This window comes from Luteimonas viscosa (genome assembly GCF_008244685.1).
Taxonomy (GTDB): domain Bacteria; phylum Pseudomonadota; class Gammaproteobacteria; order Xanthomonadales; family Xanthomonadaceae; genus Luteimonas; species Luteimonas viscosa.
Genome location: NZ_VTFT01000001.1, coordinates 2,700,118 through 2,714,796, shown reverse-complemented (window position 1 = coordinate 2,714,796; position 14,679 = coordinate 2,700,118). Strand labels below are relative to the sequence as shown.

Annotated in this window: 13 protein-coding genes; 7 read left to right on the top strand and 6 right to left on the bottom strand. The window is 71.3% G+C overall.

Features of this window, described 5'->3' with window-relative positions; translation table 11 throughout:
- Positions 1-70 precede the first annotated feature (70 nt).
- From ruvX to FZO89_RS11900, 3 genes are read right to left on the bottom strand one after another with little or no spacing between them, the layout of a single operon-like run.
- A complete protein-coding gene (ruvX, locus tag FZO89_RS11910; RefSeq protein ID WP_149103456.1) occupies positions 71-532 on the bottom strand; it encodes a Holliday junction resolvase RuvX in 462 nt (153 codons plus the stop codon).
- On the bottom strand, positions 529-1,095 hold the full coding sequence (locus tag FZO89_RS11905) for a YqgE/AlgH family protein (RefSeq protein WP_149103455.1): 567 nt from the start codon (positions 1,093-1,095) through the stop codon (positions 529-531). Before FZO89_RS11905 ends, ruvX begins: the two co-directional genes overlap by 4 nt.
- Positions 1,096-1,148: 53 nt before the next feature.
- On the bottom strand, positions 1,149-1,607 hold the full coding sequence (locus FZO89_RS11900; protein ID WP_149103454.1) for an FKBP-type peptidyl-prolyl cis-trans isomerase: 459 nt from the start codon (positions 1,605-1,607) through the stop codon (positions 1,149-1,151).
- Between the two features lie 98 nt (positions 1,608-1,705).
- Here FZO89_RS11900 and FZO89_RS11895 point away from each other — a divergent pair, with 98 nt between their 5' ends.
- Positions 1,706-2,251: a DNA-3-methyladenine glycosylase I gene (locus tag FZO89_RS11895; RefSeq protein ID WP_149103453.1), complete on the top strand. Its 546-nt coding sequence runs from the start codon at positions 1,706-1,708 to the stop codon at positions 2,249-2,251.
- Between the two features lie 117 nt (positions 2,252-2,368).
- Here the strand turns inward: FZO89_RS11895 and FZO89_RS11890 are convergent, their stop codons facing one another.
- Together FZO89_RS11890 and FZO89_RS11885 are read right to left on the bottom strand one after the other, a co-directional pair.
- Complete coding sequence (locus FZO89_RS11890; protein ID WP_149103452.1) at positions 2,369-2,995, bottom strand: superoxide dismutase; 627 nt, start codon at positions 2,993-2,995, stop codon at positions 2,369-2,371.
- A gap of 154 nt (positions 2,996-3,149) precedes the next feature.
- Positions 3,150-4,910, bottom strand: a complete 1,761-nt coding sequence (locus FZO89_RS11885) for a glycosyltransferase family 2 protein (RefSeq protein ID WP_262378637.1) — start codon at positions 4,908-4,910, stop codon at positions 3,150-3,152.
- Between the two features lie 1,117 nt (positions 4,911-6,027).
- Here FZO89_RS11885 and prmA point away from each other — a divergent pair.
- The 5 genes from prmA to purD all read left to right on the top strand — a co-directional run bounded on the left by prmA (position 6,028) and on the right by purD (position 11,499).
- On the top strand, positions 6,028-6,945 hold the full coding sequence (gene prmA / locus FZO89_RS11880; protein ID WP_149103450.1) for a 50S ribosomal protein L11 methyltransferase: 918 nt from the start codon (positions 6,028-6,030) through the stop codon (positions 6,943-6,945).
- A 657-nt stretch (positions 6,946-7,602) separates the two neighbouring features.
- A complete protein-coding gene (locus tag FZO89_RS11875; protein ID WP_149103449.1) occupies positions 7,603-8,049 on the top strand; it encodes a DUF3426 domain-containing protein in 447 nt (148 codons plus the stop codon).
- Between the two features lie 135 nt (positions 8,050-8,184).
- Positions 8,185-8,457, top strand: coding sequence for a DNA-binding transcriptional regulator Fis (gene fis / locus FZO89_RS11870; protein ID WP_149103448.1), 273 nt, complete (start codon positions 8,185-8,187; stop codon positions 8,455-8,457).
- Positions 8,458-8,516: 59 nt separating this feature from the next.
- Positions 8,517-10,103 carry a bifunctional phosphoribosylaminoimidazolecarboxamide formyltransferase/IMP cyclohydrolase gene (gene purH / locus FZO89_RS11865; protein WP_149103447.1) on the top strand — a complete coding sequence of 529 codons (1,587 nt, stop codon included), beginning with the start codon at positions 8,517-8,519 and terminating at the stop codon, positions 10,101-10,103.
- 109 nt (positions 10,104-10,212) lie between these two features.
- Positions 10,213-11,499, top strand: a complete 1,287-nt coding sequence (gene purD, locus FZO89_RS11860; protein WP_149103446.1) for a phosphoribosylamine--glycine ligase — start codon at positions 10,213-10,215, stop codon at positions 11,497-11,499.
- A 1-nt stretch (position 11,500) separates the two neighbouring features.
- Here the strand turns inward: purD and ygiD are convergent, their stop codons facing one another.
- Entirely contained in the window at positions 11,501-12,364 is an 864-nt protein-coding gene (gene ygiD, locus FZO89_RS11855) for a 4,5-DOPA-extradiol-dioxygenase (protein WP_262378636.1), read from the bottom strand.
- A gap of 214 nt (positions 12,365-12,578) precedes the next feature.
- Between ygiD and FZO89_RS11850 the strand changes: the two genes are divergently transcribed.
- Positions 12,579-14,537 (top strand): MFS transporter, encoded by a 1,959-nt coding sequence (locus FZO89_RS11850; protein ID WP_149103445.1) that lies wholly within the window; start codon positions 12,579-12,581, stop codon positions 14,535-14,537.
- Positions 14,538-14,679 lie beyond the last annotated feature (142 nt).

Genomic DNA, 14,679 nt, shown 5'->3' with positions numbered 1-14,679 from the left:
TCGGGGGCGCCTCCGCTGCATCACCCGCCGGGGCGTGCGCGCGGCTCGCCTCGCCGCGGTGCGCGGGGGCCTAGAGCGGAGTCGCGTCGCCCGGCGCGGCGACCCAGCGTTCGACGATGACCGCGGCCGCCACCGCGTCGAGCGCCGCCGCGTCGCGGCGCCGGCGTCGTCCCTGCGCGCGGTCCAGGGCAAAGCGCTGCGCCGCCTCGATCGAACTGGCACGCTCATCCATCAGCACCACCGGCAGGCGGTAGCGCGCCTGCAGATCGGCGGCGAAGGCACGGGCGCGGGCGCGGATCGGCTGGTCGCCACCCTCCAGGGTCATCGGGTCGCCGACCACCAGCCCGTCCGGGCGCCATTCCCGGTGCAGGCGGTCGATCGCCGCCCAATCCACCTGCTCGCCGTGGACGTCGACCACCGCCAGCGCGCGCGCGCCATGGCCGTAGGCGCTCCCCACCGCTACGCCGATCCGGCGCGCGCCCACGTCGAAGCCCAGCACCGTGCCGTCGACGCGGATCGTGTCCGCGCTCATGCGTGCCCCACGTGCCCCGCGATGCGCATCAGGTCGACCCCGATCTCGCCGGCCGCCGCCTGCCAGCGCTGGTCCAGCGGCAGCGAGAACAGGATCTCCTGCCGCACCGGCGCGGTCAGCCAGCTGTTCTCGGTCAGTTCGAACTCCAGCTGGCCGGCCCCCCAGCCGGCGCAGCCGAGCGCGACCGTGGCGTTCGCCGGCCCTTCGCCGGATGCGATCGCCTCGAGGATGTCGCGCGAGGTGGTCACCGAGAGGTCCGCGGCGACGGCAAGGGTGGAATCCCAGGTGCTCGCGCCGTCGTGCAGCACGAAGCCGCGCTCCGGATGCACCGGGCCGCCCGCGAGCACGCGCTGCTCCACCAGCTCCGGATCGTCGGACGCGATGCCCATCTGCCGCAGCACCTCGCCCAGGGTGAAGTCGGAGGCGCGGTTCACCACCACCCCCATCGCACCGTCGTCGTCGTGCTGGCAGATCAGCGCCACCGTGCGCGCGAAGCCGGGATCGGCCAGCGTCGGCAGGGCGATCAGCAGCTGGTTCGCGAACGAGGACGAGAGTGAGGGCATGCGGCCATTCTAGGCCCTGCGCCGCGGCGGCGCGCCCACGGGCAGGCAGGTGTTCAGGCGAGGCCGAACTGCTGTTCCTCGGGCGTGGCCAGGCGCACGTCCACCACTTCCACCAGCGCCTCGACCGTGCGCCCGGCCAGCGGGTGGTTGCCGTCGACCGTGATCGCGTCGCCATCGACCGCGGTCACCACCACGTCCAGCGGCCCGCGCGCGGTCTGCGCGGTCAGCTTCGCGCCGACCGCCGGTTCCACCGAGGCCTGCAGCCTGTCGCGCGGCAGCGTCTGCACCAGCGCATCGTGGCGGGGGCCGAAACCGGCCTCCGGCGCGATCGTCACCCGGAAGGTGTCGCCCGGCGCCTTGCCGGCCAGCGCCTGTTCCAGGCCGGGCATGATGCTGCCGGTGCCGTGCATGTACACCAGCGGCGCATGCCCATGGGTGGAGGTGATGGCCTGGCCCTGCTCGTCCTGCAGCGTGAAGTGGACGGTGGCGATGCGGCGGTCTGCGATGTCCATGGCGAAGCCCGTGATGCGCGAAGCCTCCATGTTGGCGCGGACGCGGGAGCCGGGGCAACCCGGTGCCGCCCCGGGGTCGCGCCCGCTATGCTGGTGCGATGAGCGGCTACTGCGACATCGCCCCGGGTCATCCCGTGCACGGGCCCTACCACGACACCGAATACGGGTTCCCGCAGCGCGACGAATCGGCGTTGTTCGAGCGCCTGCTGCTGGAGATCAACCAGGCCGGCCTGAGCTGGGAGACGATCCTGAAGAAGCGGGAGGGGTTCCGCCGCGCCTACGCCGGCTTCGACGTCGACACCGTCGCCGCCTACGGCGACCGTGACGCCGAACGCCTGCTGGCCGACCCGGGGATCATCCGCAACCGCCTCAAGGTGGCCGCCGCGATCCACAATGCCAAGGTGGTCCGCGGCCTGCGTGCCTCCCACGGCGGCTTCGCCCGATGGCTCGATGCCAACGTCCACGATGAATCCGGCAAGCCGCGCGACAAGGCCTCGTGGGTGAAGCTCTTCAGGCAGACCTTCCGCTTCACCGGCGGCGAGATCACCGGCGAATTCCTGATGAGCCTGGGTTACCTGCCCGGCGCGCACCGGCCCGATTGCCCGATCGCCAGGAAGATCGCGCGCGCGCGGCGTGCGGCATAGGAGCGACGAGCCGCTCCCGACGCCCCGGTTGAACGGGAAACCGGGAAACTCACGCCCCGCAACGCATTCCGGCCGCTCGCGCGGCCGGAATCGAAATCACCACGACGGGGTCTGGACTCAGCCCTTCACCGCCTCCTGGTAGCGCCGCTCCACCTCGTTCCAGTCGACCACGTTGTAGAACGCGGCGATGTAGTCCGGGCGGCGGTTCTGGTACTTCAGGTAGTAGGCGTGTTCCCACACGTCGAGGCCCAGGACCGGCGTATTGCCGGAGCCCACGCCCTTCATCAGCGGGTTGTCCTGGTTGGCGCTGCTCTCGACCGAGAGCTTGCCGGACCTGTCGACCGACAGCCACGCCCAGCCGCTGCCGAAGCGGGTCAGCGCCGCCTTGGTGAAGGCCTCCTTGAACGCGTCGAAGCCGCCGAGGTCGCTGTCGATGTGCTTGGCGACGTCGCCGCTCGGCTGGCCGCCGCCCTTGGGCGACATCACGGTCCAGAACAGCGAATGGTTGGCATGGCCGCCGGCGTTGTTGCGCAGCGGACCTCGCTTGTCCTCGGGCAACGCGTCGAGGTCGGCGATGATCTCCTCGGCCGACTTGTCAGCCCACTGGGTGCCTTCCAGCGCGGCATTGGCGTTGTTGATGTAGGTCTGGTGGTGCTTGGTGTGGTGGATCTCCATCGTCTGCGCATCGATATGCGGCTCGAGCGCGTCGTAGGCGTAGGGCAGCTTGGGGAGGGTGAAGGCCACGGGGGATCTCCGTTCGGGTCAGGGTCGGACGCCATTGTGACGCCTGCGGGGTAAAAACTGGATCAACCGGCCGCAATGCTGCATTCCGGCGAACCTCGAGCGCACTCGAGGCGGATCCGGGCACCTCAACCGCAAAAGACGTCGCGCACGCACGTCAAAGCCGGGGCGGGAACGCGTATTCGGAGTTGAGGCCCGACAGCGACAGGTTCGGGTTGTAGGCCGGATCGCACCGCAACTGCGGGCTCCAGCGATGCAGCATCGCCTCGACTTCCCCGACGAAGCGTGCGCGCTTCTCCTCGGTGTCTTCCGAGCCGCGCGACGCCGATTCATGGTGGTACAGCTCGGCGAATGGCGTCCACAGGTTCCGATAGCCGGCCTCGCGTACGCGCAGGCAGAAGTCGATGTCGTTGAACGCCACCTGCAGCGATTCGTCCAGCCCACCGACCTGCTCGAACACGCTGCGGCGCACCACCAGGCAGGCCCCGGTGACCGCCGAGAGCCGCTGCGCGACACGCACCCGCCCGCCGTGGCCGGGGTAGCCGCGCGGCATGCCGCAATAGGCGTGCGCGGCGACGCCGTGGACGCCCAGCACCACGCCGGCGTGCTGGATGGTGTCGTCCGGGTAGTACAGCATCGCGCCGACCGCCCCGATCCCGGGACGCACGGCGTGCGAGACCATCTCGCTCAGCCACTCCCGCGAGAGCACCTCGATGTCGTTGTTGACCAGCCCGAGAACCGCGCCGTCGCATTGCCCGGCCGCCCAGTTGTTGATCGCCGAATAGTTGAACGGCGCGTCGAAACGCAGCACGCGCACGCGATCGCGCCGGTCCAGTTCGGCCAGGTATTGCAGCGCGTCGGGTTCGCTGGACTGGTTGTCGATCACCACGACCTCGAAGTCGGGATAGTCGGTGCGTTCGAAGATGCTCTCGACGCAGGTCCTCAGCAGGTTGGCCCGGTCGCGGGTGGGGACCAGCAGGCTGACCTTCGGCGCCGCCTCGGGCAACGGCCACCGCACGCGGTAGTGGCCATGCGACAGTTCCTCCGCGCGTGCGCCCGGATGGCATCGGCGCAGGTGCTCGTCCACCGCGCGCACGCCGGCCGCGGCGGCGTAGTCCTTGGCATCGCGGGTCAGCGCGGTCGAGCCCTCGATCGCCCGCCAGTGGTACAGCACCTTCGGGATGTGGCGGATGCGCGCCGGGTCGATGCGTTCGCTGCAGCGCAGGACAAGGTCGTGGTCCTGGCTGCCCTCGAAACCCGGCCGGAATCCGCCCACCGCGCGCACCAGCGAGGTCCGGATCACGCTCAGGTGGCAGACGTAGTTCTGGCTGCGCAGCAGGTCCGGGTCCCAGTCGGGCTTGAAGTACGGATCGAAGCGCTGGCCGTCCCCGTCGAGCTTGTCCTCGTCGGAATAGAGCAGGTCCAGCGCGGGGTCGCCGGCGATCGCCTGCGCCATCTCGAGCAGCGCGTGCGGCCGCAACTCGTCGTCATGGTCGAGCAGCGCGACGTACGCACCGGTCGCCATCTCCAGCGCCGTGTTCGACGCCCGCGCGATGTGCCCGTTGCGCTCGCGCCGCACCACGCGCACGCGCGGATCCTTCGCCGCGTATTCCTCCAGCACCCGGGACACCGCGGGATCGCTGGAGGCATCGTCCGCGAGACACAGTTGCCAGTGGGGATAGGCCTGCGCGAGCACGCTTTCGATGCAACGCCGCAGCCATTGCTCGGGCGTGTTGTAGACCGGCACCAGTACCGAGAATTCCACCACCCGGCCCAGGGTGTCCGCCCGCGAACGCAGCGCAGCGAGGTCCGATCCGTCGAACGAATCGAAGTGCCGGACCCACGCCGCATACGCATCGGGGCGGAGGTCATGGCGGAGGTTGTAGCGACGCAGCAGGGCATCCGCCGCCCCCGACAACCCGACGGCGCGGCCGCTTCGCGCAGGAACCCGACGACTTCCGCGGCCATCGTCCCCCTCGTCGACACGCCCCGCAACAGCGCCCACAGCGCGCGCAGGCGCCCGACGCGGACCAGTTGCAGCGATGCCACCCGCAGTTCCACCTGGCGCCACGCCGATCCCAGCCACAGCGACGGGACCGGGGCGTCGAACATCACCAGCAGGTCCCAGGAGCCGGTCTGTGCCTCGTCGGACAGGAAAACGCCACGTCCGGTCGCTGGCCCCTGGCCCGGACCGGGCTGCAGCAACAGCGGGTGCACCTGGCCATCGACTCCGCGGCAGGTCAGGCGCAGGCGGTACCAGCCCGCCTCGATCGGCTGCCCGGGGAGCGCGCGACGCAGCGCCCAGCCGGCGTCCACGTGCTCCACGGACAGCGAAGCCCCCGCCTGCGATCGCGCGTCGCGCCCGGCGGGGACCAGCAACGCCTCCTCGGAGAAGGCCGGCCATGGCGCATGCCGGTACGGGAAGGTGCGCCTTCCCAGCTGGCGGTGCCCGCGCAGGAACAGGTGCCTGCGGTATTCGTCGACCAGCGCGCTGGCCAGCCCACGCGGGCCCCGCAGGAGGCCCGCCAGGAGATTCGGAAGGGCGCCGGCCCATCGCCGCGCGCGACCGCCGCCGCCCGCTGCCGACAGGGACGACCACATTGCCTGCAGCGCTGCCCGCCGCCCGACCCGTTCGACCCGTTCGACCCGTTCGACCCGCAAACCGCCCGCAGGGTCCGGAGCCAGCCGCAGCAGGTAATGCCCCTGCGCGATCGCGACGATGCCCTCGGCCACGCCGGCCGCCACGTCCATCGGATAGACCTGTTCGCGGACCCGCTCGCTGTCCCCGGCGCCCTCGCGCGTCAGCAGGATCTTCGGCGCCGCGCCCGCGCTTTCCGGCCACGCGGTCGCGATCCGGTACCAGCCGGAATCGAACCATCGGGACTGGCCTGACGGCAGCGGGGCGTCTTCGCGCATCGGGGCGGATCGTCGTCGGGAGGGCGCGGTGCCTGGGGGGGCCGGGCCCGACGCAATGGGACATTATACGGGAGCGCCCCGCGAGCCTCGGCTGCGGATGCGGCGGCTAGACTGGCGCCATGCCATTCCTCGAACTGACCATCCGCTGCCGTGCCTCCGAGCAGCCGCGCCGCGAGCACGCGCTGGAGGATGTCGGCGCGCTGGCGGTGACGATGCTCGATGCCGCCGCCGATACCGACGACGAACACGCGATCCTCGAACCGGGGGTGGGCGAGACCCCGCTGTGGGATTCGGTCGCGCTCACCGCGCTGTTCGCGCACGATGCCGACGCCCTGCTCCTGCTGGCCGCGCTCGACGCGTTCGATCCGGCGCTGGACTGGACCGGCGCCACGTTCCGGCACGTCGCCGACCAGGACTGGGAGCGCGCCTGGATGGACCAGTACCACCCGCTGCGGTTCGGCGCGCGCACCTGGATCGTGCCCTGGAACCACGACCTGCCGGCGGAAGCCGACACGCCCGATGCCGCCGTGGTCCGGCTCGATCCCGGCCTCGCGTTCGGCTCGGGCACGCACCCGACCACGTCGCTGTGCCTGCAATGGCTCGACGCGCTGGCCGCGGACGGGCTGCTGCATGACCGGCAGGTGCTCGACTTCGGCTGCGGCAGCGGCATCCTCGCGCTCGCGGCGCTCAAGCTCGGCGCGGCGCGTGCGGACGGCGTCGACAACGACCCGCAGGCGCTGCTGGCGACCCGCGACAACGCCGCGCGCAACGGCGTGGGCGAGGTCCTGCCGGTGTTCGAACCCGCGGCGGCGCCGGCAGGCCCCTACCCGGTGGTCGTTGCGAACATCCTGGCGGCCGCGCTCGATGCGCTCGCCGGGGAACTGGCCGAGCGCACCGCGCCGGGCGGCCGCATCGCGCTGTCGGGCATCCTCGACGGCCAGCAGGCCGCACTGCTCGAGCGCTACGCCGAGTGGTTCGACGATCTCGCGGTCGCACACGAGGGCGACTGGGTGCGCATCGATGGCGTCCGCCGGTGACGCGCGACACGGCGGGCCGGCGTCCGCGCGTGATTGAATAGCGCCATGTTCATCAACTGCCGGCATTGCAACGCGCTGGTCGCGACCGATCCGGCGACCGACCTGCCGCCGGAGCGCTGCCCGCGTTGTGCGGGGTCGCTGAGGCGGGCCGAACCGGCCGCGTCGCCGCCGACCGGCACCGGCACCGGCACCGGCACCGGGCACGATGCCGTCGCGTCGACCGTTACGTCGGCGGTTGCGGCGGTCGCGGCCGTTTCGCCCCCCGCCGATCCGCTCCCGCCTGCCGCCTCGGCCCGCCCGGCCGGCACGCCGGATCCCGTGAACGACCCGCCGGCGCGGGGACCGGTGGCTACCGGCGAGGCGGATGACGCGCCCGGGCCGGCTCCGTCAGCCGCCCGCGTGCCGCCGGCCCCGGTGGCACCGCCGCCGACCGCGGGCGCCCCGGAAACCGTGTCCGGCGCAGACGCCGAGCCGACCGACCCGCAGGCGGCCGCCGCCCCTTCCCCTCCCGGCGACACGCCGCCGCCTTCTCCGCGTGCGGACGAACCGGTCGCCCCGGGGGACGTCCCCGCGGCCCCGACGACGACCGGACCGGGGTTCCTGTCGGCCACGGCGCCCGCCGCGACGGATTCCGGTCGCGCGCGGCGTCGCTGGCGCATGCTCGCGATCGTGGCGCTGGCCCTGCTGCTCGGCCTGCAGGTCCTGCTCGCCGACCGCGCGCGGCTCGCGGCGGACGCACGCTGGCGTCCGCTCGTCGCGGCGACCTGCGGCGTGTTCGGCTGCAGCCTCCCACCGTGGCGCGAACCGGCCGCGTTCGTGCTGGTCGCACGCGAGGTCCGCCCGCATCCCGAGGTACCAGGCGCGCTGCGCGTGCGCGCCACGTTCCGCAACGACGCCCGCTGGCCGCAGGCCTGGCCGACGCTGCTGCTCACGCTCTCGGATGTCGAGGGCCGCGCCGTCGCCGCGCGCGCCTTCGGGGCGGACGAATATCGCGGTGCGACGACGTCGGCGCCGATCGCGCCGGGACAGACGGCGGACATCGCACTGGACATCCGCGAGCCATCCGTCGCGACGGTCTCGTTCGCGTTCGACTTCGGCCACTAGCCCGCCGACGCGGACGCAGCCGCGCGTGGTCCATTGGTCGAATTCGCATTGTCCATTGCGACCGCATGGCGCTAGACTCGTTCGCCCGCGAGGGCCGGTCCCGCCTGCCCTCGCCAGGTTGCACCGGGCGCCCCATTGAATACCGTCGAACACACCGAACCCAACCCGCGCAGCGCGTCGCGCGCTCCACTGCGCGAGCATGTCGCCAACTCGGTGCGCCGCTACCTCGGCGATCTCAACGGCAGCGATGCCGACAATCTCTACCAGGTCGCGCTGCGCGAGCTCGAGATCCCGCTGTTCCTGGAGGTGCTCGAGCACTGCGACGGCAACCAGAGCCGCGCGGCCACCATGCTCGGCATCCATCGCGCAACGTTGCGCAAGAAACTTCGCGAATACGGCATCGCCTGAGTCGGGGCCACGCACGGCGGCCTATAATTCCGCCCTCGCTTCCCGCTTCCGTCCCCGCGATGACCTCCGACCTCCTGCCCGTGCGCCGGGCACTGCTGTCCGTCTCCGACAAGACCGGGCTGATCGAACTCGCCACCGCGCTGGCCGCGCGCGGCATCGAACTGCTGTCCACCGGCGGCACCGCGAAAGCGCTCCGCGACGCCGGCCTGGCGGTGAAGGACGTGTCGGAGGCCACCGGCTTCCCGGAAATGATGGATGGCCGCGTCAAGACCCTGCATCCGGTGGTCCATGGCGGGCTGCTGGGCCGCGCCGGTACCGACGACGCGGTGATGGCGGAGCACGGGATCGCGGCGATCGACCTGCTGGTGCTGAACCTGTACCCGTTCGAATCGGTCACCGCGAAGTCGGACTGCACCCTTGCCGAAGCGGTGGAGAACATCGACATCGGCGGCCCGGCGATGCTGCGCTCGGCGGCCAAGAACTTCGCGCGCGTGGCGGTGGCGACCGACCCCTCGCAGTACCCCGGCCTGGCGGCCGAACTCGATGCGAACGCCGGCGCGCTGTCGGCAAGCACGCGCTTCGTGCTCTCGGTAGCCGCGTTCAACCGGGTCGCGCAGTACGACGCCGCGATCAGCAACTACCTGTCTTCGATCAACGACGCCTCCACGCCCGTCCCCGTGCGGGACCGCTACCCCGCGCAGATCAACGGCACCTTCCACAAGGTGATGGACCTGCGCTACGGCGAGAACCCGCACCAGAGCGCCGCGTTCTACCGGGACCTGTATCCCGCGCCCGGGTCGCTGGCGACCTTCGTGCAGCTGCAGGGCAAGGAACTGAGCTTCAACAACATCGCCGACAGCGACGCGGCCTGGGAATGCGTGCGCCAGTTCGACGCCCCGGCCTGCGTGATCGTCAAGCACGCCAATCCCTGCGGGGTCGCGGTCGGCGCCGCCTGCGGCGATGCCTACGAGCTGGCGTACGCCACCGACCCCACCAGCGCCTTCGGCGGCATCATCGCCTTCAACCGCAGGCTCGATGCGGCGACCGCGAAGGTGATCCTGGAGCGCCAGTTCGTCGAGGTGCTGATCGCGCCGGACTACGAGGACGGCGCGCTCGAGGTCGCGAGGAAGAAGGCCAACGTGCGCGTGCTGCGCATTCCGCTGGCGCCGGCGTCGCAGGGCTTCATCGACACCCGGCGCGTCGGCTCCGGCATGCTGATGCAGACCGCGGACGACCGCGTGGTGACGCGCGACGAGCTGAAGGTGGTGACGAAGCTCGCACCGACCGCGGCGCAGTTCACGGACCTGCTGTTCGCCTGGAAGGTGGCGAAGTTCGTGAAATCCAACGCCATCGTGTACGCGAAGGACCACCGCACGATCGGTGTCGGCGCCGGACAGATGAGCCGGGTGTACTCGGCGCGCATCGCCGGGATCAAGGCTGGCGATGCCGGCCTGGTGGTCGAGGGCTCGGTGATGGCCAGCGACGCCTTCTTCCCGTTCCGCGACGGCATCGACGCCGCGGCCGAGGCCGGCATCAGGGCGGTGATCCAGCCCGGCGGCTCGATGCGCGACCACGAGGTGATCGCCGCCGCCGACGAGCACGGCATCGCGATGGTGTTCACCGGCGTGCGCCACTTCCGGCACTAGCACGCCTGCGCGGCGACCCGCGAGTACCGGTTCGAAACGACGTACGACCCGCGGCACGTTCCACGACGCCCCTCCCGACCACGCATCAGGATCCGCGAATCACGCCTCCATGAAAATCCTCGTCATCGGTTCCGGCGGCCGCGAGCACGCCCTGGCCTGGAAGCTGGCCCAGTCCCCGCGCGTGGACGAAGTGATCGTCGCACCGGGCAACGCCGGCACCGCGACGGAGGCGAAGTGCCGCAATGCGGCGGTCAGAGTCGCCGACATCGACGGCCTGCTGCGGCTGGCGCGCGAGGAGGGCGTGGCGGTGACCGTGGTCGGACCCGAAGTGCCGCTGGTGGCCGGCGTGGTCGACCGCTTCCGCGACGCGGGCCTGCGCATCTTCGGCCCCACCGCGGCCGCCGCCCGGCTCGAGGGCAGCAAGGCCTATGCCAAGGATTTCCTCGCACGCCACGGCATCCCGACCGCGTTCTATGCGGTCTTCACCGAGGTCGAGCCCGCTTTGGCCTACCTGCGCGACAAGGGTGCGCCGATCGTGGTCAAGGCCGACGGCCTGGCCGCCGGCAAGGGCGTGATCGTGGCGACGACACCAGAGGAAGCCGAGGACGCGGTGCGCGACATGCTGTCGGGCAACGCCTTCGGGGAAGCCGGCGCGCGCGTGGTGATCGAGGAGTTCCTCGAAGGCGAGGAGGCCAGTTTCATCTCCATCGTCGACGGCGTCACCGCGCTGCCGATGGCCACCTCGCAGGACCACAAGCGCGTCGGCGACGGCGATACCGGTCCCAATACCGGCGGAATGGGCGCGTATTCGCCCGCACCCGTGGTCACGCCCGAGGTGCATGCACGGGTGATGCGCGAGGTGGTGGAACCGACCGTCGCCGGCATGGCCGCCGACGGCGTGCCGTTCACCGGTTTCCTGTACGCCGGGCTGATGATCGATGCGACCGGCGCGCCGAAGGTGATCGAGTTCAACGTGCGCTTCGGCGACCCGGAAACACAGCCGGTGATGCTGCGCCTGCAGTCCGACCTGGTCGACCTGGTGGAGGCCGCGATCGAAGGCCGGCTCGATGGCGTGGCCGCGCAGTGGGATCCGCGTCCGTCGCTGGGCGTGGTGATGGCGGCACGGCCGTATCCGGAGGCGCCGGTGACCGGCGAGCCGATCTCCGGCCTCGATGCGGTGCCCGCAGGCGCCAAGGTGTTCCACGCCGGCACCGCGCTCGACGCCGACGGGCGCGTCGTCAGCGCAGGAGGCCGCGTGCTGTGCGTGGCCGCGCTCGGCGGTTCGGTGGCCGATGCGCAGCGCAACGCCTACGCCGGCGTCGACGCGATCTCCTGGGCCAGCGCGTTCCATCGGCGCGACATCGGCTGGCGCGCGATCGCACGCGAACGCGGCTGAATCAGACGTTCGCATCCTCCGGCGGCAGTCGGGTGTCGATCGGCGCGGCGCCGGCGCCTTGCGACGCGGCGTCCGGGCATTGCGCATCCAGCGTGAACGCGGTCATCGACAGCGACCCGTAGGCGTAGCCGTCCACCAGCGTCTGCGCCGGCCGTTGCGCGGCGGCCGCCAGACCCGCGAGGTACAGCAGCGGCAGGAAGTGGTCCGCCGTCGGCACCGCCAGGCGGTAGTCGGGATGCGAGGCCAGCGACGGCACGTCGTGCGGCCGCTCCCGCATCAGCTCGCGCGCACGCTCGTCGAAGCGGCGCGACCAGTCGAACGCGCCATCGGGTTGCGTCCAGTCGATCGCGCGCAGGTTGTGGACCACGTTGCCGCTGCCGAGCACCAGCACGCCGCGCTCGCGCAGCGCCGCCAGCCTGGCACCGAGCGCGAGGTGCCACTCGAGCGGCTTGCGCGCGTCGATCGACAGCTGCACCACCGGCACGTCGGCTTCGGGGAATGCGTGTACCAGCACCGACCAGGTGCCGTGGTCGATGCCCCAGCCGTCGATGTCGGCGCCCACCCGGTCGGGCTTCACCAGTTCGGCGATCTCGCCGACCAGGTCGGGCAGGCCCGGCGCCGGGTACTGCACGTCGAACAAAGCCTGCGGGAACCCGTAGAAATCGTGGATCGTGCGCGGGCTCGGCATCGCCGTCACCGCCAGCGCGTTGACGTACCAGTGCGCGGACACCGCGAGGATCACGCGCGGCCGCGCCACCGAGGCGCCGAACGCGCGCCAGGCCGCGGTATAGCGGTTGCGCTCCAGCGCGTTCATCGGACTGCCGTGACCGAGGAAGGCGGCGGGCATCGGAGGCGGTGCGGCCATGTTCGCTCCGGGAACGCGGATGCGGGCACTCTAGCAGCCGCTGCGGTCGTGTCGGGCATGCCCGCCGCACGCACCGTCAGGTTCCCCGCCATCCAGACCGCGGACGCAATGCACCCGCCGGTCGCCCTTCGCGCTACCCGACCGGCAGCTGCGCGCGCAGCCCACGAATCGACGCGGCCAGCCGCTACACTCGCCGCGAACCGATGGAGGCCGCATGGCGAGTCCACCCGAGCATCCCGTCAACGACCACCACTCGCAGTTCGACCTGCTGCGCCAGCGCCGGTTCCTGCCCTACTTCAGCGTGCAGGCGCTGGGGGCATTCAACGACAACGTCTACCGCCAGGCGATCATCGGCCTGCTCGGCGCGATGCTGCTGGCCGGCACGATGGCACCGGAGACGCGCGCGCTCTACACCCAGCTCGCGCCGGCGATCTTCATCCTGCCCTACTTCCTGTTCTCCGCCACCGCCGGTCAGATCGCCGAGAAGCTCGAGAAGCAGCGGCTGATCGTGATCACCACCGCGATGGAGATCGCGATCATGTCGCTGGCCGCGATCGGCTTCCTGCTGCAGGACATGAGGATCCTGCTGGTCGCGCTGTTCTGCACCGGCCTGCAGTCGACGATGTTCGGGCCGGTGAAGTACTCGATCCTGCCGTCGGTGCTCAAGCCCGAGGAGCTCACCGGCGGCAACGGCCTGGTCGAGATGGGCACCTCGCTGGCGATCCTGCTGGGCATGATCTGCGGAGGCTCGATCTTCCTGCTGGCCGGCGCCGCGGGCCCCTACGTGGCGGCGGTGTCGATCATCGCGCTCGCCATCGCCGGCAACCTCGTCGCCCGCCGCATCCCGCGCGTGGACGCGGGCGAACCGGGCCTGCGGGTGGACTGGAACATCGCGCGCCAGTCCTGGCGCATCTGGCAGCTCACGCGGCGTCAGCCGGCGGTACGCAACGCGGTCCTCGGCGTGTCCTGGTTCTGGTTCGTCGGCACCGTGCTGACCGCGCAGCTGCCGGTATACGCCGAGACCAACCTCGGGGGCACCCAGGCGCTGTACATCTTCGCGCTGGCGCTGTTCTCGATCGGGATCGGCGTGGGCTCGCTGATGTGCGAGAAGCTGTCCGGGCGCACGGTCGAGATCGGCCTGGTGCCGCTGGGCGCATTCGGCGTCAGCGCGTTCATGCTCGACCTGTACTTCGCGCGGCCGGGGCAGGCGCTGGCCGCTGGCCTGTCGATACCGCAGTTCATGGCGGCGCCGGGCGCCTGGCGGATCATGCTCGACCTCACCGGCATCGGCCTGTTCACCGGGTTCTTCGTGGTGCCGCTGTTCGCGCTGATCCAGAGCCGCACGCCCAGGGCCGAGCTGGCGCGCGTGATCGCCGGGATGAACATCCAGAATGCGGCCTTCATCGTCGCAGCGGCGGTGATCGGCATCGCCCTGCAGCGATTCCTCGGCTGGTCGATCCCGCAGGTGTTCCTGGCGCTGGCGATCGCCAACGCGCTGGTCGCGATCTGGATCTTCAGCATCGTCCCCGAGTTCTTCATGCGCTTCGTCAGCTGGCTGATGGTGCGCACGCTCTACCGGCTCGAGCTGCACGGCATCGAAAAGCACGTGCCGGACGAGGGCCCGGCCGTGCTGGTCTGCAACCACGTCAGCTACATGGATGCGCTGATCCTGTCGGCGACGGTGCCGCGCCCGGTGCGGTTCGTCATGTACTACCGGATCTTCGAGATCCCGGTGATGCGCTGGATCTTCCGCACCGCCAGGGCGATCCCGATCGCAAGCCCGCGGGAAGACGCCGCGCTGATGCAACGCGCGTTCGACGAGATCGACGCGGCCCTGGCCGACGGCCAGCTGGTCGGCATCTTCCCCGAGGGAAAGCTGACCGGCGACGGCGAGATCGCGGCGTTCAGATCGGGCGTGGAGAAGATCCTGGAGCGCGCCGCCGCCGCGGGTCGTCCGGTGCCGGTAGTGCCGATGGCGCTGCGCGGGATGTGGAGCAGCATGTGGAGCCGCCGCAGCGCCTCGGCCGGCGCCGGACGCCTCGGCCGCATGCGCGTCCCGCGGCGCTTCCGTGCGCACGTGCAGGTGATGGCGCAGGCGCCGGTCCGCGACCCCGGCGTCACCGCGCAGCAGTTGGAAGCACGGGTGCGGGAACTGCGGGGCGATGCGGCCTGAGGCCACGCGGCCTGCGGGCGTTCTCTGAAGCTGCGCGGCAGTGCTGCGCGAGCGCGTTCCACGCCTCTTGGAGCAGGGTGCCCTCCATGGCGCAACACGCTCGGCTTCGGATAGCCCGGCCCGCACCTCCATGTGCGGGCGT

Bases quoted from the DNA above. Each gene is read 5' to 3' on its own strand.
- ruvX (WP_149103456.1), bottom strand. From the start codon at position 532: ATGAGCGCGGACACGATCCGCGTCGACGGCACGGTGCTGGGCTTCGAC.
- FZO89_RS11905 (WP_149103455.1), bottom strand. From the start codon at position 1,095: ATGCCCTCACTCTCGTCCTCGTTCGCGAACCAGCTGCTGATCGCCCTG.
- FZO89_RS11900 (WP_149103454.1), bottom strand. From the start codon at position 1,607: ATGGACATCGCAGACCGCCGCATCGCCACCGTCCACTTCACGCTGCAG.
- FZO89_RS11895 (WP_149103453.1), top strand. From the start codon at position 1,706: ATGAGCGGCTACTGCGACATCGCCCCGGGTCATCCCGTGCACGGGCCC.
- prmA (WP_149103450.1), top strand. From the start codon at position 6,028: ATGCCATTCCTCGAACTGACCATCCGCTGCCGTGCCTCCGAGCAGCCG.
- FZO89_RS11875 (WP_149103449.1), top strand. From the start codon at position 7,603: ATGCTCGCGATCGTGGCGCTGGCCCTGCTGCTCGGCCTGCAGGTCCTG.
- purH (WP_149103447.1), top strand. From the start codon at position 8,517: ATGACCTCCGACCTCCTGCCCGTGCGCCGGGCACTGCTGTCCGTCTCC.
- purD (WP_149103446.1), top strand. From the start codon at position 10,213: ATGAAAATCCTCGTCATCGGTTCCGGCGGCCGCGAGCACGCCCTGGCC.
- ygiD (WP_262378636.1), bottom strand. From the start codon at position 12,364: ATGGCCGCACCGCCTCCGATGCCCGCCGCCTTCCTCGGTCACGGCAGT.
- FZO89_RS11850 (WP_149103445.1), top strand. From the start codon at position 12,579: ATGGCGAGTCCACCCGAGCATCCCGTCAACGACCACCACTCGCAGTTC.